Source organism: Flavobacterium sp. UBA6135 (assembly GCF_002428305.1).
Taxonomy (GTDB): domain Bacteria; phylum Bacteroidota; class Bacteroidia; order Flavobacteriales; family Flavobacteriaceae; genus Flavobacterium.
Map to the genome: position 1 here is coordinate 1 of NZ_DIVJ01000050.1, position 18,997 is coordinate 18,997.

At 33.7% G+C, this 18,997-nt stretch carries 23 protein-coding genes and 1 tRNA gene; 11 read left to right on the top strand and 13 right to left on the bottom strand.

Annotation, left to right across the window (positions count from 1 at the left end):
• The coding region (locus B3L86_RS12875) for an RQC domain-containing protein (protein ID WP_291119946.1) at positions 1-1,025 on the top strand (1,025 nt) is incomplete at its 5' end.
• 51 nt (positions 1,026-1,076) lie between these two features.
• On the opposite strand, the gene B3L86_RS12880 is transcribed toward B3L86_RS12875, so the two are convergent.
• A complete protein-coding gene (locus B3L86_RS12880; RefSeq protein WP_291119949.1) occupies positions 1,077-1,316 on the bottom strand; it encodes a hypothetical protein in 240 nt (79 codons plus the stop codon).
• A gap of 29 nt (positions 1,317-1,345) precedes the next feature.
• On the opposite strand from B3L86_RS12880, the gene B3L86_RS12885 reads away from it, so the two are divergent.
• The 8 genes from B3L86_RS12885 to B3L86_RS12920 all read left to right on the top strand — a co-directional run bounded on the left by B3L86_RS12885 (position 1,346) and on the right by B3L86_RS12920 (position 7,037).
• Entirely contained in the window at positions 1,346-2,398 is a 1,053-nt protein-coding gene (locus B3L86_RS12885) for a DUF2891 domain-containing protein (RefSeq protein WP_291119952.1), read from the top strand.
• A 34-nt stretch (positions 2,399-2,432) separates the two neighbouring features.
• Positions 2,433-3,995: an NAD(P)/FAD-dependent oxidoreductase gene (locus B3L86_RS12890; RefSeq protein WP_291119961.1), complete on the top strand. Its 1,563-nt coding sequence runs from the start codon at positions 2,433-2,435 to the stop codon at positions 3,993-3,995.
• A gap of 94 nt (positions 3,996-4,089) precedes the next feature.
• Positions 4,090-4,617 (top strand): isopentenyl-diphosphate Delta-isomerase, encoded by a 528-nt coding sequence (gene idi, locus B3L86_RS12895; RefSeq protein ID WP_291119963.1) that lies wholly within the window; start codon positions 4,090-4,092, stop codon positions 4,615-4,617.
• Positions 4,618-4,656: 39 nt separating this feature from the next.
• On the top strand, positions 4,657-5,067 hold the full coding sequence (locus B3L86_RS12900; RefSeq protein ID WP_291119966.1) for a 6-pyruvoyl trahydropterin synthase family protein: 411 nt from the start codon (positions 4,657-4,659) through the stop codon (positions 5,065-5,067).
• 1 nt (position 5,068) lies between these two features.
• Entirely contained in the window at positions 5,069-5,524 is a 456-nt protein-coding gene (locus B3L86_RS12905) for a peroxiredoxin (RefSeq protein ID WP_291119969.1), read from the top strand.
• Positions 5,525-5,582: 58 nt separating this feature from the next.
• Positions 5,583-6,545, top strand: a complete 963-nt coding sequence (locus B3L86_RS12910; protein WP_291119972.1) for a type I phosphomannose isomerase catalytic subunit — start codon at positions 5,583-5,585, stop codon at positions 6,543-6,545.
• Between the two features lie 71 nt (positions 6,546-6,616).
• The gene (locus tag B3L86_RS12915) at positions 6,617-6,883 is read left to right on the top strand and encodes a hypothetical protein (protein WP_188360717.1); all 267 of its coding nucleotides are present in this window, start codon (positions 6,617-6,619) and stop codon (positions 6,881-6,883) included.
• Positions 6,884-6,963: 80 nt separating this feature from the next.
• Positions 6,964-7,037: transfer RNA gene (locus B3L86_RS12920), tRNA-Thr, on the top strand.
• Between the two features lie 40 nt (positions 7,038-7,077).
• Here the strand turns inward: B3L86_RS12920 and B3L86_RS12925 are convergent.
• The 11 genes from B3L86_RS12925 to B3L86_RS12975 form a co-directional block, all read right to left on the bottom strand.
• On the bottom strand, positions 7,078-7,569 hold the full coding sequence (locus B3L86_RS12925; protein WP_291119977.1) for a PAS domain-containing protein: 492 nt from the start codon (positions 7,567-7,569) through the stop codon (positions 7,078-7,080).
• 252 nt (positions 7,570-7,821) lie between these two features.
• Positions 7,822-8,541 carry a DUF4369 domain-containing protein gene (locus tag B3L86_RS12930; protein ID WP_291119980.1) on the bottom strand — a complete coding sequence of 240 codons (720 nt, stop codon included), beginning with the start codon at positions 8,539-8,541 and terminating at the stop codon, positions 7,822-7,824.
• Positions 8,542-8,570: 29 nt separating this feature from the next.
• A complete protein-coding gene (locus tag B3L86_RS12935) occupies positions 8,571-9,875 on the bottom strand; it encodes a DUF819 domain-containing protein (protein WP_291119982.1) in 1,305 nt (434 codons plus the stop codon).
• A gap of 124 nt (positions 9,876-9,999) precedes the next feature.
• Positions 10,000-11,856: a peptidase M61 gene (locus B3L86_RS12940; RefSeq protein WP_291119993.1), complete on the bottom strand. Its 1,857-nt coding sequence runs from the start codon at positions 11,854-11,856 to the stop codon at positions 10,000-10,002.
• Positions 11,857-11,941: 85 nt separating this feature from the next.
• Positions 11,942-13,336 carry an alpha/beta hydrolase family protein gene (locus B3L86_RS12945; protein ID WP_291119996.1) on the bottom strand — a complete coding sequence of 465 codons (1,395 nt, stop codon included), beginning with the start codon at positions 13,334-13,336 and terminating at the stop codon, positions 11,942-11,944.
• Between the two features lie 66 nt (positions 13,337-13,402).
• Positions 13,403-13,690 carry a TIGR03643 family protein gene (locus B3L86_RS12950; RefSeq protein WP_291119999.1) on the bottom strand — a complete coding sequence of 96 codons (288 nt, stop codon included), beginning with the start codon at positions 13,688-13,690 and terminating at the stop codon, positions 13,403-13,405.
• A gap of 68 nt (positions 13,691-13,758) precedes the next feature.
• Positions 13,759-14,031: a TIGR03643 family protein gene (locus tag B3L86_RS12955; protein ID WP_291120002.1), complete on the bottom strand. Its 273-nt coding sequence runs from the start codon at positions 14,029-14,031 to the stop codon at positions 13,759-13,761.
• Positions 14,032-14,139: 108 nt separating this feature from the next.
• Complete coding sequence (locus B3L86_RS12960) at positions 14,140-14,964, bottom strand: sterol desaturase family protein (protein WP_291120005.1); 825 nt, start codon at positions 14,962-14,964, stop codon at positions 14,140-14,142.
• Between the two features lie 74 nt (positions 14,965-15,038).
• The gene (locus B3L86_RS12965) at positions 15,039-15,641 is read right to left on the bottom strand and encodes an alpha-ketoglutarate-dependent dioxygenase AlkB family protein (protein ID WP_291120008.1); all 603 of its coding nucleotides are present in this window, start codon (positions 15,639-15,641) and stop codon (positions 15,039-15,041) included.
• Between the two features lie 99 nt (positions 15,642-15,740).
• On the bottom strand, positions 15,741-16,103 hold the full coding sequence (locus B3L86_RS12970) for a DoxX family protein (RefSeq protein WP_291120011.1): 363 nt from the start codon (positions 16,101-16,103) through the stop codon (positions 15,741-15,743).
• Positions 16,104-16,179: 76 nt separating this feature from the next.
• The gene (locus B3L86_RS12975; protein ID WP_291120014.1) at positions 16,180-17,082 is read right to left on the bottom strand and encodes an EamA family transporter; all 903 of its coding nucleotides are present in this window, start codon (positions 17,080-17,082) and stop codon (positions 16,180-16,182) included.
• 132 nt (positions 17,083-17,214) lie between these two features.
• Between B3L86_RS12975 and B3L86_RS12980 the strand changes: the two genes are divergently transcribed.
• Positions 17,215-17,808, top strand: coding sequence for a murein L,D-transpeptidase catalytic domain-containing protein (locus B3L86_RS12980; RefSeq protein WP_349679493.1), 594 nt, complete (start codon positions 17,215-17,217; stop codon positions 17,806-17,808).
• A 4-nt stretch (positions 17,809-17,812) separates the two neighbouring features.
• On the opposite strand, the gene B3L86_RS12985 is transcribed toward B3L86_RS12980, so the two are convergent.
• The gene (locus tag B3L86_RS12985; protein WP_291120017.1) at positions 17,813-18,727 is read right to left on the bottom strand and encodes a LysR family transcriptional regulator; all 915 of its coding nucleotides are present in this window, start codon (positions 18,725-18,727) and stop codon (positions 17,813-17,815) included.
• Positions 18,728-18,812: 85 nt separating this feature from the next.
• On the opposite strand from B3L86_RS12985, the gene B3L86_RS12990 reads away from it, so the two are divergent.
• Positions 18,813-18,983: a hypothetical protein gene (locus B3L86_RS12990; RefSeq protein WP_291120020.1), complete on the top strand. Its 171-nt coding sequence runs from the start codon at positions 18,813-18,815 to the stop codon at positions 18,981-18,983.
• Positions 18,984-18,997 lie beyond the last annotated feature (14 nt).

Consider the following 18,997-nt stretch of genomic DNA (forward strand, 5'->3'; position numbering starts at 1 on the left):
TTGACAATGAAACCGGTGATGGTGGGGATATGGATGATAATGTTAGAAATCCAAAAACCAAAGTGGAAGCCAAAGACAATGTAGTAAAAGTGTTAGAAGTAGTACGTGCTACCAAACATTTATACAAATCCAAAGAAATTGTTTTTACCTTAATGGGTAAAATAAATGCTGTTATCAAGGCACACAAAACGGATACTTTATCATTGTTTGGATGTGGAAAAGACCATGACGAACGCTACTGGATGGCATTAATCAGACAAGTATTAGTGGAAGGATTGCTTACCAAAGATATTGAAACTTATGGTATTTTGAAGTTGTCTGAAAAAGGAGCAAATTACATTAAAAATCCTACCTCTTTTTTCATGACCGAAGATCATGAATACAGTGAAGAAGAAGATGAAGCTATTGTAACTGCTTCAAAATTTACCGGAACTGCCGATGAAGCTTTGATGGCTATACTTAAAGACTTAAGAAAAAAAGAAGCCAAAAAATTAGGTGTCCCACCTTTTGTGGTTTTTCAAGACCCTTCACTAGAAGATATGGCTCTAAAATATCCGATATCTATTGAAGAGTTGAGCAATGTTCACGGAGTAGGTGAGGGTAAAGCAAAAAAATACGGCAAACCTTTTGTAGATATAATTGCTCGTTATGTTGAGGAAAATGATATTATTCGTCCGGATGATTTAGTGGTAAAATCAACAGGAGCCAATTCTGCCAATAAATTATACATTATTCAAAACATTGACAGAAAATTGTCTTTAGAAGATATTGCTAAAGCAAAAGGTCTATCTATGGATAATTTGCTGAAAGAAATGGAGCAGATTGTATATTCCGGCACCAAGTTAAATATCAAATATTGGATTGATGAAATTTTGGATGAAGACCAACAAGAGGAAATTCACGATTATTTTATGGATTCACAAACTGATAAAATTGAAGAAGCTTTAAAAGAATTTGACGGAGATTACGATATTGAAGAATTGCGTTTGATGCGGATTAAATTTATTAGTGAAGTAGCGAATTAGTTGACAGTAAGCAGTTTTTAATTGGCGGTGTTGAATACTAAAAACTGCTTACTACTCACTAAAAATCTCCCCTCGATGTGGTTTCAAAGCATCTCGAACAGCAATCATGTTTTCTTCGAATACGACCATAAAAGCACTAGCTTGCATTTCGTGATACACTTCAAATCCGGTTATATTTATTGGTAATTTTTCAGCTTCTATGAATTCTTTTAAATGAATTTCATGATGTTCTGCTGTTTTTGCGGAAGCGGGTCCTCTAAAGTCCCAAATTAATTTTATCTTTCTGGACATTTTTTTATTGCAAAAATAAATTCATTTTTATGAAAAACATCCTAATTGGATTACTTTTATTTACAAACGGAATAATTGCCCAAAAACTTTCTTTGGAACAAGCCAATCATTTGGCAACGCTTCCGCTAAAATGTTTGCAACAAGAATACCCTAACAAATTAGGACAACTGCTTTTGAATGAAACCGAAATTCATTCACCCAAAAAATTACACCCTGCTTTTTACGGTTGTTTTGATTGGCATTCTTCTGTTCATGGTCATTGGAGTTTGGTGTATTTGTTGAATAATTTTCCGGATTTAAATAATAAAGAGGAGATAATTCAAAAATTACAAACCAATCTTTCCAAAGAAAATATTCAAGTTGAAATTGATTATTTCTCTAAAAATCACGAAAAATCATTTGAACGAACCTATGGTTGGAATTGGTTATTGAAATTACAATTAGAATTAGAAATCAGTGCAGCACCTTTTGCAAAAGAACTGGCTCAAAATCTAAAGCCACTGACGGATTTATTAGTTACACGTTATCATGAGTTTTTGCCTAAATTACTTTATCCCGTTCGAGCCGGAACGCATAATAACACTGCCTTCGGACTCACATTTGCATGGGATTATGCTGTCTATTCAAACGATAAAGAGTTTCAATATCTACTAATTGATAATGCGAAACGATTATTTTTATCCGATGAAAATTGTCCAATCAATTGGGAACCCAGCGGCACCGATTTCCTCTCGCCATGCATGGAAGAAATTGGAATAATGTGTCGGATTTTACCGGAGAAGGAATTTTTATCGTGGTTGAAAAAGTTTAGTAAAAACATTTTTAAGAAAGATTTCAGTTGGCAAGTCGCTCGAGTTTCAGACCGAACCGATGGCCATTTAGTGCATTTGGATGGTTTAAATTTTAGTCGTGCCTGGAATTTTTATCATTTGATAACCTTATATCCAAAACAATTTTCTCACTTAAAACCATTAGCAGAAAAACACCTCAATTTTTCACTTCCTTCTGTTGTTGATGGGAATTATGAAGGCGAGCATTGGTTGGCTTCGTTTGCATTGAGAGCGTTTGAGGAAATAAAATAGATTTCTTTTAATTACTTTTGCCAAAAAAATAACAATGCCTAAAGAGCTTCTCATTCAAGTTGCACCCGAAGTTGCTGCCAATGATTTTTTACTAAAAGATCATGTAGCAAAAATCATTCGGACTTCAGTATCAGAAGTTCAACATATTTCCATTCTTAAACGTTCGATTGATGCTCGTCAAAAAGCCATTAAAGTCAATTTAAAATTGCTGATTTTCTTTCAAGACGAACCTTTTTCTGAACAAAAAATCGAATTACCTAATTATCCGAATGTTGCCAATCAACAAGAAGTGATTGTTATAGGTGCTGGTCCGGCCGGACTTTTTGCAGCTCTTCAACTCATTGAAGTTGGTTTAAAACCCATCGTTATCGAACGTGGAAAAGATGTTCGTGGTCGCCGTCGTGATTTAAAAGCCATCAACGTTGATCATATCGTCAACGAAGACTCCAATTATTGTTTTGGTGAAGGTGGGGCAGGAACCTATTCTGATGGAAAATTATACACGCGTTCCAAAAAACGAGGGGATGTGGATAGAATTTTAGCATTATTAGTCGGTTTCGGAGCTTCTCCGGATATTTTAGTAGAAGCACATCCACATATTGGAACTAATAAATTGCCACAAATTATTCAAGATATTCGAGAAAAAATCATTGAATGTGGCGGACAAGTTTTGTTTGAAACCCGTGTCACCGATTTTATTGTCAAAAACAATGAAATGCAAGGAATTGTTACCCAAAAAGGAGAAACAATTTCAGCTAATAAAGTAATTTTAGCCACGGGACATTCGGCTCGTGATATTTTTGAATTATTGGATAGAAAAAAAATACTTATCGAAGCCAAACCTTTCGCATTAGGTGTTCGTGCCGAGCATCCTCAAGAACTGATAGACAGCATTCAATACAGTTGTGATTTTCGCGGGGACTATTTACCACCGGCTCCGTATTCCATCGTAAAGCAAGTAAATGGTCGTGGTATGTATTCATTTTGTATGTGTCCCGGCGGCGTGATTGCTCCGTGTGCCACAAGTCCGGGCGAAGTGGTAACGAATGGTTGGTCGCCATCCAAAAGAGATCAAGCCACCGCCAATTCCGGAATTGTGGTCGAATTAAAATTAGAAGATTTTAAACCATTTGCCAAATTCGGACCGTTAGCCGGAATGGAATTTCAAAAAGCTATCGAACAAAAAGCGTGGCATTTGGCGGGACAAACACAAAAAGTTCCGGCTCAACGGATGATTGATTTTACACAAAATAAAATTTCTTCATCAATTCCCAAAACATCTTATGTTCCCGGAACAACTTCAGTGGAAATGGGTCAAGTTTTCCCCGGGTTTTTAACTCAAATTATGCGAGAAGGATTTTTGCAATTCGGGAAATCAATGAGAGGTTATTTAACTAACGAAGCCATTTTGCACGCACCGGAAAGCAGAACATCATCACCCGTTCGAATTCCGAGAGATACTCAAACCTTAGAACATCCTCAAATTAAAGGTTTGTACCCTTGTGGAGAAGGAGCAGGATTTGCCGGCGGAATTGTTTCTGCAGCTATTGATGGCGAAAAATGTGCGTTGAAAATTAAAGAGTGTTTAACGCAGTAAAATTCTCTTCAACACCCGTTAAACTTTTCACAAATCCATATAAATCCAAATAAAAACGAACTTTTTCATACCTTTGAAGAGCTTAAAAAACGCTATGACAGAAGAAAAAGTAATTTTAGTCAATGAAAATGACGAGCCTATTGGCTTGATGAATAAATTGGAAGCTCACGAAAAGGCTGTTTTGCATCGTGCATTTTCTGTATTTATTTTGAATGATAAAAACGAAGTGATGTTGCAACAACGAGCACATCAAAAATACCATTCACCTTTGTTATGGACCAATACGTGTTGTAGTCACCAACGAGAAGGTGAAACAAATATTCAAGCCGGAACCAGAAGATTATATGAAGAAATGGGTTTTACGGCTGAATTGAAAGAATTGTTTCATTTTATTTACAAAGCTCCCTTTGACAATGGTTTAACTGAACACGAACTCGATCATGTGATGATTGGATATTATAATGATGAACCAAAAATAAATCCCGATGAGGTGGAAAGTTGGAAGTGGATGAGCATTGAAGCCATTAGAGACGATATTCAAACCCAATCTGAAAATTATACCGTTTGGTTTAAAATTATTTTTGACGAGTTTTACCATTACCTTGAAGAACACAAACTTTAAAATATCAAATTCAAAAATCAATTTCAACTTCAAAAAAAAATGAAAGTTACGGTCTCCAGAAAAGCTCACTTTAATGCTGCTCATCGATTGTATCGAAAAGATTGGTCGATGGAAAAAAACGACTTGGTTTTTGGTAAATGCAATAACCCAAACTATCACGGACACAATTATGAATTGATTGTGAGTGTAACCGGTGAAATTGATCCCGAAACAGGTTTTGTAATGGATGTAAAAATTCTGTCTGACCTAATAAAAGAACATATTGAAAATGCTTTTGATCATAAAAACTTAAATTTAGACGTTACTGATTTTGCCAATTTGAATCCGACAGCTGAAAATATTGCCGTTGTAATTTGGAATAAATTGCGTAAACATATCAAGGAATCTTTAGATTTAGAAGTTGTTTTATACGAAACACCACGAAATTTTGTAACGTATAAAGGAAATTAATATGGCTTTAAAAGTTGGAGATATTGTTCCGAATTTCAAAGCAAAAGATTCCAATGGTAACATTTTTGAGAGTTCAGCTGTGATTGGAAAAAAGCCTGCGGTCATTTATTTCTATCCAAAAGATGATACACGGGTTTGCACAGAACAAGCATGTAGTTTCAGAGATTCTTATCAAGATTTTACCGATTTAGGTACCGAAGTTATCGGTGTAAGTGGTGATTCAGCCACTTCGCATCAAAAATTTTCTAAAAAACACCAACTCCCTTTTACCCTTTTATCGGATGATGATAAAAAATTACGCAATTTATTTGGTGTTCCCACGGCTTTATTTGGTCTCATTCCGGGTCGTGTGACCTATGTGATTGACGAAAAAGGAATTGTTCGATTGATTTTTGATAACTTATCAGGCAAAATTCACATTGAAAAAGCATTGCAAATGCTGAAGAAAATAGTATAATTTTTGAGCGACTAAAGTATTAATACAATTGATTATTTTTGCTTAATTAATTAAATATATGAAATCACTTTATCCACTCACGTTTGAACCTATTTTCAAAGAACGCATTTGGGGCGGAACTAAGTTGAAAACGTATTTGAACAAGCCTATTACTTCTAAAATTACAGGTGAAAGTTGGGAATTGTCAACAGTTCCCGAATCAATAAGTGTGGTCAATAATGGTGAATTTAAAGGTAAAAACCTCAATGAATTAATTGATTTATATCCCGAAGAAATTTTAGGAAAGAGAGTTTTCAATCATTTTGGAAAACAATTTCCATTACTTTTTAAATATTTGGATGCTAAAGAAGATTTATCGATTCAATTGCATCCCAATAATGAATTGGCAAAAGCTCGTCACAATTCTTTTGGGAAAACCGAAATGTGGTATGTGATGCAAGCTGATGAAAATGCTCGTTTGATTGTTGGTTTCAAAGAAGATTCATCCAGAGAAGACTATTTACAGCATTTAGAATCCAATTCTATTCTTTCTTTATTGAAAGAAATTCCGGTAAAAAAAGGCGATGTTTTCTTATTGGAAACCGGGACGATTCACGCTATTGGAGCCGGAATTGTGATTGCAGAAATTCAACAAACCAGTGATGTCACTTATCGAATATATGATTGGGATAGGGTAGATGCTACTGGTAAAGAACGTGAATTGCACACCGAGTTAGCGGTAGATGCTATCAATTATAAAACAACTGCTGCTAAAAAAGAATATGCTGCTCCGGAAAATAAAAGTACGCCAATAGTTCATTGCCCTTATTTTAAAACCAATATTCTTCCACTTAACGGAGAAATAGTTATTGATAAAAATGACAACTCATTTTTGGTTTTAATGTGTACTGAAGGTAGTTTTGAATTGCATTTAAAGGATGAAAAATATAGGTATAGAACGGGAGATACTGTTTTATTACCCGCAATACTAACTTCCTTTTTGTTAAAGGGAACGGCAACAGTTCTTGAAATTACGGTTTAGGTTTTTAAAACTAATTCATTTAATTCTAAATTTTTACGTACTTTTGCACCGCAATTAAAATTAAAATAAAAATGGCAAGTATTAGAAATTTGAAAAAGGACATCAATTATGTGATGGGTGATATTATCGAGGCGGTTTATATCCACGAGATGACAACAACAGGAAAACCAACTGATTCTTCAAATGCATTGATTGATGAAGCAATAACAACTTTTGATGCTTTGATCGCTAAAGTTAACGATAAAACAGCAGAAGACAGAAGAGCTCATTTAAAGCAAGTAGAAAAAGATTTGGAAGCGGCTGCGATTCAATTAGTTGAAAAAGTAAACGCACTTTAATCTTTTTTTTTTGATAAAAAAAGTGTTTTTTGTTTTGGAATATTGATTTTCAAAATTATATTTGCACTCGTAATTGAGACGCCGGTGTAGCTCAGCTGGCTAGAGCAGCTGATTTGTAATCAGCAGGTCGTGGGTTCGAGTCCCTCTATCGGCTCAATTGTTAAGGACAACTTTAGGGTTGTCCTTTTTTTATTTTAAGAAGCCAATCTTTCAAACGCAATATAATGAACTAATTTTCCAGAAGAGTCAAATTTTGGATAGGCTTCGATTTCACAATGATATACAGTGCCATCTTTTCTGTAGTTTAAAATAACTTCTTTAAAAGGAAGATTTTTAGCCAGAGCTTTTCTAATGTTGTTTTTTGAAGTTTCAGAAGTTAATTCGCCTTGAAACATATTGGGAGATTTGCCCATTACTTCATTCGGATGGTATCCGTTCATTTGTTGAATGCCATGTGTAGCAAAAACAATTTTAAATTTTGCATCGGTAATTACAATTTCTCTTTTGGGTTTAGAAAGTAGTATGCTTTCAAAAGTAACTTTATCTTTCCATTGATTTTGTAACGAATTAAAAACACTGATTTCTAAATCATTGCTAGAGAAAACATTCCAAGATACAAGAGGTAATGGAAGTAGGTTTAGTTTTCCGTGATATTTTGCAATGGCTTTTTCAAATTCTGCTGTCATAGTATTTCATTTAAAAGTTTTTAAAATGAATAAACCAGACAACCTTTCATTAGTTATGAAAAGTTTTAGGTTTAAGCATTTTCGTGATGCTCAAACAAAACCAATTTTATGTATCTGACTTATTCCTTTTGTATCAGGAAAACACAGTTGCACGACAGTTTAAGATTTTCACTTAATTCCATATTGAAGTAAAATTTACTTCTAAATTGATTTTATTTTAGGAGTCAAATATAGTATTTTTTTACCACAACGTTAGTTTGATTGTTCTTTTCTTCGTTCCTCAATATGTTCTTTTAAAAGCTTACCATATTTGGAAGTTTTTATTTTCTCCGTATAGGAATTATTAATAGAATCCAAATATTTTAAGTTGGCGTCGTAAACATCATACAAAAGCACATAAGGTGAAACTTCATATTCTTTGTTGTTTAAAGCAAAATTAATTACCCGCAAATACCTGCGTTTGGTCATCAAATCTTTTTGTTTAATTAAACTGTCAACAACTGTTTTTTGTTCAAGCTTACTTGCTTTTAATTCATTTTGAATGAGGTCAAGATTAAGATTGACAAATGGTTCGTTTATTTTTTTGTATTCTAAATACAGCTCGTGATTTTTGGAACCGGTAACTTTTACATTTTTGTAAAAAGATTCCAATGTGGTTTCAATCGTCATGTTTCCGGGTTCTGCAAATACAAATAAGCTATTGTCTATAGAATTCGTAACACCTTTGTCCAAATAAAGATAGAGCATTTCCGGGGAGTCAATTGTTAGATGACTTTCAAAAGTTGATTTTCCGTCAATTGCAATAGAATCAACCATTACTAAAGTGGAGTCTGAAAATTTTTGAATGTAAAGCGTTCCTTTTTTTAGTCCTTTGATTGTTCCTGAAAGGTGTAAGTTGGCCTCGGATTTTTTATCGTTGGTACATGATATGCCTACTAGTAAAAGCAATAATCCGAAAAATGTTTGTTTCATGAAGTTGTTTAATTAGGTATAATATAAATTTATAAAGGAGAAGCGATTTCCATAAGATAGGCACAAAGTAACGCACCATAGGTTCCTACTACATAGCCAAAAACTGCTAATAAAACGCCTACACTTGCCAGCGATGGATGGAAAGCAGAAGCGATAATTGGTGCGGAAGCAGCACCTCCTACATTGGCTTTGCTACCAACAGCCAAGAAAAAGAAAGGTGCTTTTATGATTTTGGCAACAATAACCAGTAATAAAACGTGAATGGCCATCCAAACTAACCCTACAACCAAAAGACCGGGATTGCTCAAAACGGAACCTAAATCCATTTTCATACCAATTGATGCGACTAAAATATAGATAAAAACACTCCCTATTTTACTCGCACCAGCACCTTCGTATTGTTTGAGTTTTGTAAACGAAAAGAAGATGCCTAAGGCGGTTGCAAAGGTTACCATCCAAAAGAAGCGATCACCAAATGTAGATACAAAACTAGTAGGGTCGTTAACGGCTTCAAAATTGGCTTTCAGAAAATCAGAAATGGAGTTGCTTCCCCAATGCGAAAGTCCAACTGCCGTAAAGGCAATGCCCAGAATAATCATAAAATCAGTTAAACTCGGATTTCGGGTTACGCTAGCAGCATAATTGGAAACTTTGTTTTTTAGTTCTTCAATCGAACTGTTGTCGGCTTTTAACCATTTGTCAATTCGTTCTTTTCTGCCAATTCCAAATAATAAAACAGCCATCCATATGTTGGCAACCACAATATCTACTAATACCATGGCTCCGTATTTTTCTTGGTTGTATTTGAAGATTTCTAGCATTGCCGCTTGGTTGGCTCCTCCGCCAATCCAACTTCCTGCCAAGGTAGACAATCCTCTCCAAACCGCATCCGGTCCGGCTCCACCAATAGTTTCGGGGGAAAATACAGAAATGATTAATATGGCAATAGGTCCACCAATAATGATTCCGATGGTTCCTGTGAAAAACATGATTAACGCTTTTGGGCCTAATTTAAACATGGCTTTTAAATCAATGCTTAACGTCATTAAAACCAAGGCTGCAGGTAGTAAAAAACGACTAGCCACATAGTAAACCGATGATTTTTTTGTAATGACTTCACCATTTTCTGCAACCTCTTTCCATTCAGGAGCAATAATATTTAACGAACTGAAAATTGAAGGCAACAAATAGCACATTAACAGTGATGGGAAAATCACATAGAATTTTTTCCAAAAACCTTCTTTTTGGGAAGAAGTATAAAAAACAAAACCCAATAAGAGCATTAATAATCCAAAAACTATGGTGTCGTCTGTAAAAAAAGGTGGGTTTTTCATTCGTATATATTTGTGTGCAAAATAATGATTTTTTGAAAAACACAATAGGTTTTTGAAGCTTACTTTTATTCAAAAAAAAATCCCTGAATCTTTAGAATCAGGGATGTAGTATTTTTTAATGATTTTAACCTCTTAACCAAGCTTCCAACAATTCTTTTTTGGACGCATCTGTGGCTTGATAACCATCCATTTCTTCATAAGGAATTTTTACAGTCCCTTTCAAATCCATTTCTTTGTCGTTACGTTTGACTTTAAAAACAATAAGGTCGTTTTCTTTCCAAGACATACTTCCCACCAACATGTCATAAATATTGTCTAAATTATATGCGGTATTGTCAACAGCCAAAATGATATCACCGCCTTGTAATCCTAATTCTTTCATGAACGGATTCAGTTCAATACCCGGAATTATAATGATTTCTTTCGTATTTGGATTTACAGTGATATAAGGAGATTGTCCTTTTAAAAAAACATTGCCGGGAACTTGAATTTTTGATTTAGTCACCCCCATTTTTTCAAAATAGGTTTCATATGGAATTGGCGTTGAACCGGAAACATATGTTTCTAAAAAGGTTCTGATTTCCGGATAGGTTAACGAAACAATTTTGTCAAACAATTCATGGTCTTCAAATGGCTTGGTGTTTCCATATTCTTTTGAAAGTTTTTGCATTAGGTCTAAAATTCCGCTTTCGCCATTACTGCTTTCTCTAATTTGAATGTCTAAACACATGGCAATTAATGCTCCTTTTTCATAAACATTCAAATAAGCGTCTTTGTATTGTTTGCTTAAAATTTCTGCACTCATTTTTGTAAAAGGCATGGTATCATCAAAGCGTTTTGAGTTGTTTACTTTGGTTGCAATGCGTTCAAAAAATTCGGTGTCACTGATTAAATCTTGATTGACTTGAAATAAGTTGGCAAAATATTCTGTAATTCCTTCATACATCCACAAATGTTGTGACATTTTTGGGGTATTAAAATCGAAATAGTGAATTTCTTTAGAATGCACACTTAAAGGAGTCACGATATGAAAAAATTCGTGCGAAACAACATCCACCATGCTTTTGATTAATTCTTCAATTGGCATTGCTTCCGGCATAACGACCACGGTTGACGTGTTGTGTTCTAAGGCTCCAAAACCTTTGGCATCCTCTTTTTCAAAGTCAGATAAATAGAGTAAAATAGCATAACGTTTGGTGTTGTCAATTGGCCCTAAAAATCTTTTTTGAGCGATCATCATGGTTTCCATCGCTTCTTTAAAATCGACCTCTGAGTAGCGATTGTTTGGGGAGTAAACACTCAAGATGATTTCCATATCATCGACCATGAATGTTTTAAACTGCGATTTTGTATATAAGATAGGATTATCCACCAATTCCGCATAACGCGAAGCAAGAAAAACATCTTTTGTTGCACTTTTATCCAAGTTATCCATTGCTGTAGCCCCATGCAAATTTTCAGGTTTTGTAACGGATAAACGATAGGGAAGTTCTTTTAAGTCTTTGAAATACCCCACAAAGGCATGGTTGTTAATTACAAAATTAACGCCTTCTTCGATGTTGGTACCTGCTGGAGAAAAAATATCCCCTTGACCAAATTCGGTACCGGTTTCTGAATCATAAGTATCATTGACTAAGTAGGTTACTTTAGCCAACTTTTTGGCATCTTTTATGACCCAAGAGTTTTCGTCCATTTTTGCTACCGGAAGTTCTTTTCCTTTGGCATCATAGGCTTTGAAGTTGTCCAAATAGCGGCCATAATTATCCTCTGAATAGGTTCCCGGAATTATTTTCGGAACATAAAAAGTGGTTTCATTTGTGTTGATTTTTGGAGGTGTAACAGTCACCGCAACACGATCTTTATTGATGTTAACCAAATCCATTGTCACTTGAATTTCATTGGTTTTAGACTGTCCAAATGAAAAAGAAACCGAAAAAAGCAATAGGCTTGTTAAGTAAAATGAGGCAAAGTAATTTTTCATAGTTATTGTTTTATCTGTATGTATGATTTAGGGCTTTAAAGTTACAAGTAGCTTTAAAAATAGTGTTACAACTTTTTGAACCAATTTATTTTTGAAGCAGTATCCAGTTTTTAATATCTTTTAGAACTTCAGGAGAAAAAGTTTGTTCTAATGTTTCATATTCTTCAATTTTACCGGTTTCGCTTTCTTGAAAAAGGTGGTTCAAATTGGGGTATTCCTTAATAGTGCTATTTTTGTGACCTGCTTTTTTTACTGCTTCAGCAATGGCGGTTAAGTTCGATTCAGCAATAACTTGAAGGTCTTTGTCTCCATTTAAGGCAAGAATCGGGCATTTTATTTTTTCGATATAGTCACTCGGATTGAAACGCATAAAATATCTGAACCAAGGCACCGTAATTCCTTGCGTTTGTTGTGTTAGTGTTTTCTCTTTTTCTTCCGGGCTTTGCATTTGAAACAGCATGTTTTCTTTCAAGTTTTCAGACATCACAGCATTCAATTGAGCTACCAAATCACTTTGGTTCAAATCACTTTTTACTAAATTATAAATAGTTTCATTGGTTTTTCCGGCTTTAACAAGTTCTTCTTCAGTCATTCCGGCAGCTTTACCAATTCGATGAGCTTGTTCTTTCAATAACTCATTCCCTGGAATTCCTGGAGAGGCAAGGAGTACAATAAAAGCGATTGATTTGTCTTTTGAAGCGACAATTTGAGCAATCATTCCGCCTTCACTATGACCAATTAAACCAATTTTTTTTGGGTCAATTTGCTTTTTTGTTTTTAAAAAAGAAATTGCAGCTTCAACATCAGTAGCAAAATCGTTTGAAGTTGCCAGTTTGCGATCACCGGTTGATTTGCCAACACCTCGGTCGTCATAACGCAAAACGGCAATGCCATTTTTGGTCAAATAATCCGCTATCACCCAAAAAGGTTTGTGATGGAAAATTTCTGAATTTCTATCTTGTGGTCCGCTTCCCGAAATTAAAATTACTGTTGGAAAGGATTTTTTATTTTTAGGATAGGTTAGTGTACCTGATAAAGTGGCATTGTCTTTTTTATTTTCAAAAATAACTTCTTCAATGGTATAATCAAAAGGAGCTTTGGGTTCTTGTGGTCTGTTTGGTTTTATTATTTCAGTAAAACCTTTAACTAAAGTTAAATCAAATTCTTGACCTCTTTGAGAAAATTTGCCAACCAGTTCGTTGTTTGCATTTAATTTTGCTGAATAGGTAATGGTTGCATCTTCAATAAAAATATCTAATGTATTGTTTTCAAATTTAACCGCTGTAAGTTGAATTCCCATTGCTTTTTGTTGTGGGACACTCAAATTACCCACATAATTCTCATTGTTTTTTGCAAAGTTGAATTGGAGTTCTAAGTCAGTTCCCATCACTTTTAGTGTTCCTTTCCAGTCTCCAACAATATCTTGAGCAAAAGTGATGTATGAACATAAAAAGGCAAAAAGCACCAATGATTTTTTCATTTTTAAATAGAATTAGGCCATAAATGTACTAAAAATTACATAATAGTTTAGCTCTAAGAAATGGTCTTATCTTTTTGAAATTTTGTTGTGTGTGATTTGTCTTTGCAAAGTACATTTGAATCTGTCAATGCCATTACCACGCAGTTTGGCATGTTTGGTGGTTCTTCCTTGAACGCGTTCTCGCCACATTTTGAAACTGGAAGGTTTCATCTCACGACGCATGATTGCAATGGTTTCTTGTTCAGAAATACCAAATTGGAAGGTTATGGCTTCAAAAGGCGTTCTGTCTTCCCAAGCCATTTCTATAATGCGATCTATTTCAATTTCGGTAAACTCTTTTTTAATTGAAAGCATTAAATTGAATTTTATGCAAAGTAAAGGTTAAAACAAAAAAACTCTTGCTGAACAAGAGTTAAAATTAGTTAATCAAATTTATTTTTAATGTAATATTTACTGTCTAAATCATCAAAATCATCAATAATGGGTTTTGGTTTGGGTTTACTGGCCGTAACTTTCTTTTTCCAAAGTTCAAAATTATCCTTTGAAAGTTTTTTTCTCATTATCTCGGTGACTTCATTTTCGGAAATACCAAATTCCACTTTAATCACCTCAAAAGGTTTTTTTTCTTCTTGAGCCATGCTGACAACGCGTTCTGTTTGTTCGTTATCTAATTCCACTCTTTTACTTTTTTTCATTAGTTCAAAAGCACTGATGTTGTTTTAAAATTTTTAATAGTCAAATTCTAACTCAATATTAATAAAAAAATAAATTACTTTTTAATTACGGTTCTTTTTTTTTGGTTTTTAACTTTTAGGGTTTCTATACTTTTGAAAAGGAATTTTTAAAAGATTTTCCAGTTGGTTGTTTTCTTCCGGTTTCATGTGTGTATCTACACCATAAACAATTTGTTCTCTTTCTAAGTATTTGTAAGTTCCAAAAAGGCGATCCCAAAAAGAAAAAATGTTGCCATAATTGCTGTCCGTATAAGGCAGCTTGTAATGATGATGCACTTTATGCATGTCTGGCGAAATGATAAAATAACTTAAAAATTTATCAATTTTTTTTGGCAAGGGAATATTTGCATGATTAAATTGTGAAAAAACTACAGACAGCGATTGGTATAAGAAAACCATCCACATCGGACTCCCAACAATTAGAACTCCTAAAACCGTAAAAGCAAAACGAATCACACTTTCTCCGGGATGATGGCGGTTTGCCGAAGTGGTGTCAATCCAAGTATCTGTGTGATGTATCAGATGAAATCGCCATAAAAATTTTACTTTGTGTTCTACCAAATGAACAAGATAAGCTCCAATTAAATCTAAAAGCAACAATCCAAGAATGGTATATACCCAGATATTCATAGATGGTAACCATTGTAGAATTCCAATATTTTGTTGAATGGTGAAATCTGCGGCCAACAATAAGATGAATGCCATCACAAAGTTGACCACAATTGTTGTAGCCGTAAAAAAAATATTGATTCCGGCATGTTCAACTTTATTGTATTGCATCTTAAAAAGCGGGAAAGCATTTTCGATAAGCCAAAAAATGGCAATGCCACCAACCAAAATTAAACCTCTGTGGAAAGAGGAAATCGTTTCAAAATAATCAATTATAGCATTCATTGTGGATGAATTATTAAACTAAAATACTAAAATTTAGAATAGAAAAGTTTATTTAACGCAACTTTTAATGTTGTTTATTTTATAATTCTAAAAGTTAAATTAACCCGTTCTTCTATTGGTTTAGCCGTTTTCGGAATTTGATGTTTCCAAAAATGCTGTGTTGTTCCTTTCATTATTAATAAACTACCATGCTCTAAAATTATTTTTTGTTTGGCTTCTTTAATAGCATTGTGTTGTAAGTGAAAACTTCTTTCTGCTCCAAAACTTACAGAAGCAATCACCGGATTTTTGCCTAATTCTTTTTCATTGTCAGCATGCCATCCGTTACTGTCTTTTCCGTCTCGATATAAATTGAGTAAAACAGTGGTAAAGTTTTCTGAACAAATTTCTTCAATTTCATTTTTTATATACAATAGCAATGCGTTCCATTTGTGAGGACGCATGATGATGTTTGAATACGAATATGTTTTTCCGTCATTACCGTATAAAGCGGTAAGACGTGGTTGCAAATGAGTTTTTCCAAAAACGGTGATGTGATCTTGTTGCCAGGGAATTTCGGTTTTTAATTTTTGAAATAGCAAATCTGCTTTTTCAACATCGAAAAATTCGGGATAATACTCGATTTGGGCATCAGGTAAATCAAAAACAATTTTTTCTTTCGGGAATAATGATTTCATGATGTAAAAATAAAAAAAGCAACAGATTTATACTATCGTTTTGAAATGCTATGTTGGAGCTTTTTTATTTATAATTTCCTTTTAGGTGCTGTTAAAGATTTAGAATAGACTAGTGTATTGATAGGCCCAAAAAATCAGACCTAGCTGTAATGGCAATCGGACTAAGCGAAACCACTTTGGTAAACCTAAAGCGGCTTTTTCGTTTTGATACATATATAAATTAGCAGGAAAAACAGCCACTAAGAGTGCAATAATTCCCCATGCTGCGATTGATGTAAATAAAGGAAGGCATAGAAAAATTCCCAGAATTATTTCAAAAAATCCGGAAAGTTTGTTCAATAACTTAGGATTTTTAAAATAAGGGGGAATGATTTTTAAATAAAGTTTGGGATTTCTGAAATGATTTAGCCCTGCTATCACATAAATAGCAGCCATTACATACAAGTGCCAAGGTAAATTCATTGTTGAATGATTGTTTTCAAAACGAATTTATAAAAAAAGAATAATAAAATGCTTATTGTAGAGCTTTAATGGCAGCTTAAGACGTAATTTTTTTACGGAAATTTATGTTCATTATAATAATGGCAATAAGAATTAGAATAATTCCAAGCCATTGTGTAAAGTTAACTATTTCATTTAGAAGAAAATAAGCCATCAAAACGGATACAGGAAGTTCTAATGACGCCACGATGCTTCCTAATCCAATTCCGGTATGTGGGAAACCTGCATTCAACAGCATTGGGGGGATTATCGTTCCGAAAAGAGCTAAAATAATCCCCCATTTCATGAATATTTCAAAACTGAAAGGTGTTGTTTGCGTGCTAAGTGCAAAAATTAAAACAATTACAGCACCACCCAAAAGCATGTACAAGCTTCGTTGAGCAGATGATATTCCTAGTGAAATACGATTGGCGGTAAACATGGTTGTTGTAAACGAGGTGGCGGCCAACATTCCCCAGAGTAAACCTCTCCAATCCAATTCGATTTCATTTTTTAGTAAGTTGGTTGCCAAAACAGTTCCAATTAAAACGATGATAACTGCAACTATTTTTTGAACGGATGGTAGTTTTTTATCCAAAATCATTTCCAGTAAAACGCCCATCCAAACCGTTTGCATTAATAAAACGATAGCAATGGAAACGTCAATATAGCGAACACATAAATAATAAAAAACACTCGTCATTCCCAAAGAAGTTCCGGCAAGCATCAAATGAAAAATATTTTTTTTTGTTGCTTTTGTTGCTGTATTTTTATTTTTAATGCGTTGATAAAAATTAATAATCAGAACACCTAGGATACCTAATATAAATTGTGCAGTAGTTACCTCGGCAGTAGTGTACTTTTCTTGGTAGGCTAATTTTACAAAAGTGGCTAACATGCCATAGCTTGAGGCTCCTAAACCTACAAGAAAAACTCCTTTTAATAGGCTGTTTCCAAACATATTTTAAATTTTAAAAAGCCGGCAAAGATAGGGAAAAGTTGTGAGTTGAAGGTTTCAAGTTTCAGGTTTCAAGTTTTTTTTGAGGTATTATACTAATTTGATTATTTCTCAGTTTAAAAATAAAAAAAGCCAGTGAGAAAATTGTTTGTACTCTTTGTTTTATCTTTTGTGAATTGCAATCATACTGCTCCGCTTGAATTAGCAAAAGAGTATACTTCTATTCATAATGAAGCTTTGGCTTATTGCAAAGCGAACCAATTCAATCAGGATTTTTATTTCTTAATTGATATGAGTATCCATTCAGGTAAAAATCGCTTTTTTATATATGATTTTAAAACTAAAAATAGCATTGATAAAAATATAGTTACCCATGGCACTTGTGATGTTTTTGAAGACAATCCCGAAAAATATAAGAAAGCCAAATTCAGCAATACAATCAATAGTCATTGTTCAATGAAGGGTAAATTTAAGGTTGGGAAACGGGATTACAGTTCATGGGGAATCAACATCAAATACTGGTTACATGGTTTAGAAACCACTAACGCGAATGCGGTGAAAAGAGTAGTGGTGTTGCATTCATGGCTAGCCGTTTCCAACGAAGAAATTTATCCAAGATATTCGCCATTAAGTTGGGGTTGTCCCGCTGTTTCTGATGCATTCATGCAGATTTTGGATGGAAAATTAAAAGCAGTGGACAAACCGGTTTTGATGTGGATTATAGAATAAAATATTAAATCCAAGCAAATTTTTCAGCCATTATTTTATTTTTATTTACCAATAAATAATCAGTAAATGCCTTGGCAACCGGGGATAGGTTTTTTTGCTTTAACCATATCAAACTCCAGGTGGACTTTAATGGTAACCCTTTTATGGGGATGATATGTAAGTCACCATTATTTAATTCGTTTTTGAGTCCTATCAAAGGCATGATGGAGCAGCCAATTCCTGCAATTAATGCTTGTTTTACTGCTTCGTTTGAAGTTAATTCCATTTTTTTGACCAATTGTAATTTATTACTTTCAAGAAATTGTTCCATTACTTGTCTGGTTCCAGATCCTTTTTCTCTATAAATTATAGGGATATTTTCAATTATTGATTTGTTGTTGTGCTCATTTGGGAAGTCAAATTCTTTGTTTCCTACCAAATACAGTTTGTTTTCCATTAGGTCGATTTTTTCTACATCTATTTTTTCAGGAAGTAAGGAAACAAGAGAAAAATCAACATCATTATTTTGTAAACTTTTAATTACTTTTGACTTGTTGGTTACATCAAGTTCCAATTCAACTGCTTTATTTTCTTTTAAAAAATCAGTTATAAAGTAGGGTATAACATACTTGCCGGTGGATACAACAGATATTTTTAGTCGTCCTGTTAATTGGCCTTTGAATGCCATAGTTTTATAGTTTATCTTCTGCAATTCATTTAAAATTTTTTCAGCAGCAATAGCAATTTCTTTTCCAAAATCTGTTACATACAGTTGTCTTCCAATGACTTCCGTTAATGGAATGTCAAATTGATCTTGAAATTTTTTAAGTTGAATGGATATTGCAGGTTGGGTTAGGTGCATCTCCTCTGCAGCCTTGGTAATACTTTTGGTTTCTGTTATTTTCAAGAAAATAAGCAATTGATGTAAGGTGTAATTCATAAGTTTTGTTTATGTATATCATTACAAATATAAATAAAAATATATGAAATAATTTTTTGAGCTTTGCAAAATAAAATTCTAGTCAATGAAAAATATACTTCAGAAATACGGTTTGATTTATGCTACTATATGGTTACTAACCGGTTTTATTGCATCTGTTTTATTTCCTAAAAATATCATTTTTCATTTTTATTTAGGATTAGGAATTTTGTTTACTCTTTATTTTTTGAAATCAAATAATCTAAAAATCAAATAATCTAAAAATCAACA

Bases quoted from the DNA above. Each gene is read 5' to 3' on its own strand.
- B3L86_RS12930 (WP_291119980.1), bottom strand. From the start codon at position 8,541: ATGAAACAAACATTTTTCGGATTATTGCTTTTACTAGTAGGCATATCA.
- B3L86_RS12925 (WP_291119977.1), bottom strand. From the start codon at position 7,569: ATGACAGCAGAATTTGAAAAAGCCATTGCAAAATATCACGGAAAACTA.
- B3L86_RS12940 (WP_291119993.1), bottom strand. From the start codon at position 11,856: ATGAAAAATTACTTTGCCTCATTTTACTTAACAAGCCTATTGCTTTTT.
- B3L86_RS12880 (WP_291119949.1), bottom strand. From the start codon at position 1,316: ATGTCCAGAAAGATAAAATTAATTTGGGACTTTAGAGGACCCGCTTCC.
- B3L86_RS12945 (WP_291119996.1), bottom strand. From the start codon at position 13,336: ATGAAAAAATCATTGGTGCTTTTTGCCTTTTTATGTTCATACATCACT.
- B3L86_RS12990 (WP_291120020.1), top strand. From the start codon at position 18,813: ATGAAAAATATACTTCAGAAATACGGTTTGATTTATGCTACTATATGG.
- B3L86_RS12950 (WP_291119999.1), bottom strand. From the start codon at position 13,690: ATGCTTTCAATTAAAAAAGAGTTTACCGAAATTGAAATAGATCGCATT.
- B3L86_RS12935 (WP_291119982.1), bottom strand. From the start codon at position 9,875: ATGAAAAACCCACCTTTTTTTACAGACGACACCATAGTTTTTGGATTA.
- B3L86_RS12975 (WP_291120014.1), bottom strand. From the start codon at position 17,082: ATGTTTGGAAACAGCCTATTAAAAGGAGTTTTTCTTGTAGGTTTAGGA.
- B3L86_RS12890 (WP_291119961.1), top strand. From the start codon at position 2,433: ATGCCTAAAGAGCTTCTCATTCAAGTTGCACCCGAAGTTGCTGCCAAT.
- B3L86_RS12900 (WP_291119966.1), top strand. From the start codon at position 4,657: ATGAAAGTTACGGTCTCCAGAAAAGCTCACTTTAATGCTGCTCATCGA.
- B3L86_RS12905 (WP_291119969.1), top strand. From the start codon at position 5,069: ATGGCTTTAAAAGTTGGAGATATTGTTCCGAATTTCAAAGCAAAAGAT.
- B3L86_RS12955 (WP_291120002.1), bottom strand. From the start codon at position 14,031: ATGAAAAAAAGTAAAAGAGTGGAATTAGATAACGAACAAACAGAACGC.
- B3L86_RS12985 (WP_291120017.1), bottom strand. From the start codon at position 18,727: ATGAATTACACCTTACATCAATTGCTTATTTTCTTGAAAATAACAGAA.
- B3L86_RS12960 (WP_291120005.1), bottom strand. From the start codon at position 14,964: ATGAATGCTATAATTGATTATTTTGAAACGATTTCCTCTTTCCACAGA.
- B3L86_RS12910 (WP_291119972.1), top strand. From the start codon at position 5,583: ATGAAATCACTTTATCCACTCACGTTTGAACCTATTTTCAAAGAACGC.
- B3L86_RS12965 (WP_291120008.1), bottom strand. From the start codon at position 15,641: ATGAAATCATTATTCCCGAAAGAAAAAATTGTTTTTGATTTACCTGAT.
- idi (WP_291119963.1), top strand. From the start codon at position 4,090: ATGACAGAAGAAAAAGTAATTTTAGTCAATGAAAATGACGAGCCTATT.
- B3L86_RS12915 (WP_188360717.1), top strand. From the start codon at position 6,617: ATGGCAAGTATTAGAAATTTGAAAAAGGACATCAATTATGTGATGGGT.
- B3L86_RS12970 (WP_291120011.1), bottom strand. From the start codon at position 16,103: ATGAATTTACCTTGGCACTTGTATGTAATGGCTGCTATTTATGTGATA.
- B3L86_RS12885 (WP_291119952.1), top strand. From the start codon at position 1,346: ATGAAAAACATCCTAATTGGATTACTTTTATTTACAAACGGAATAATT.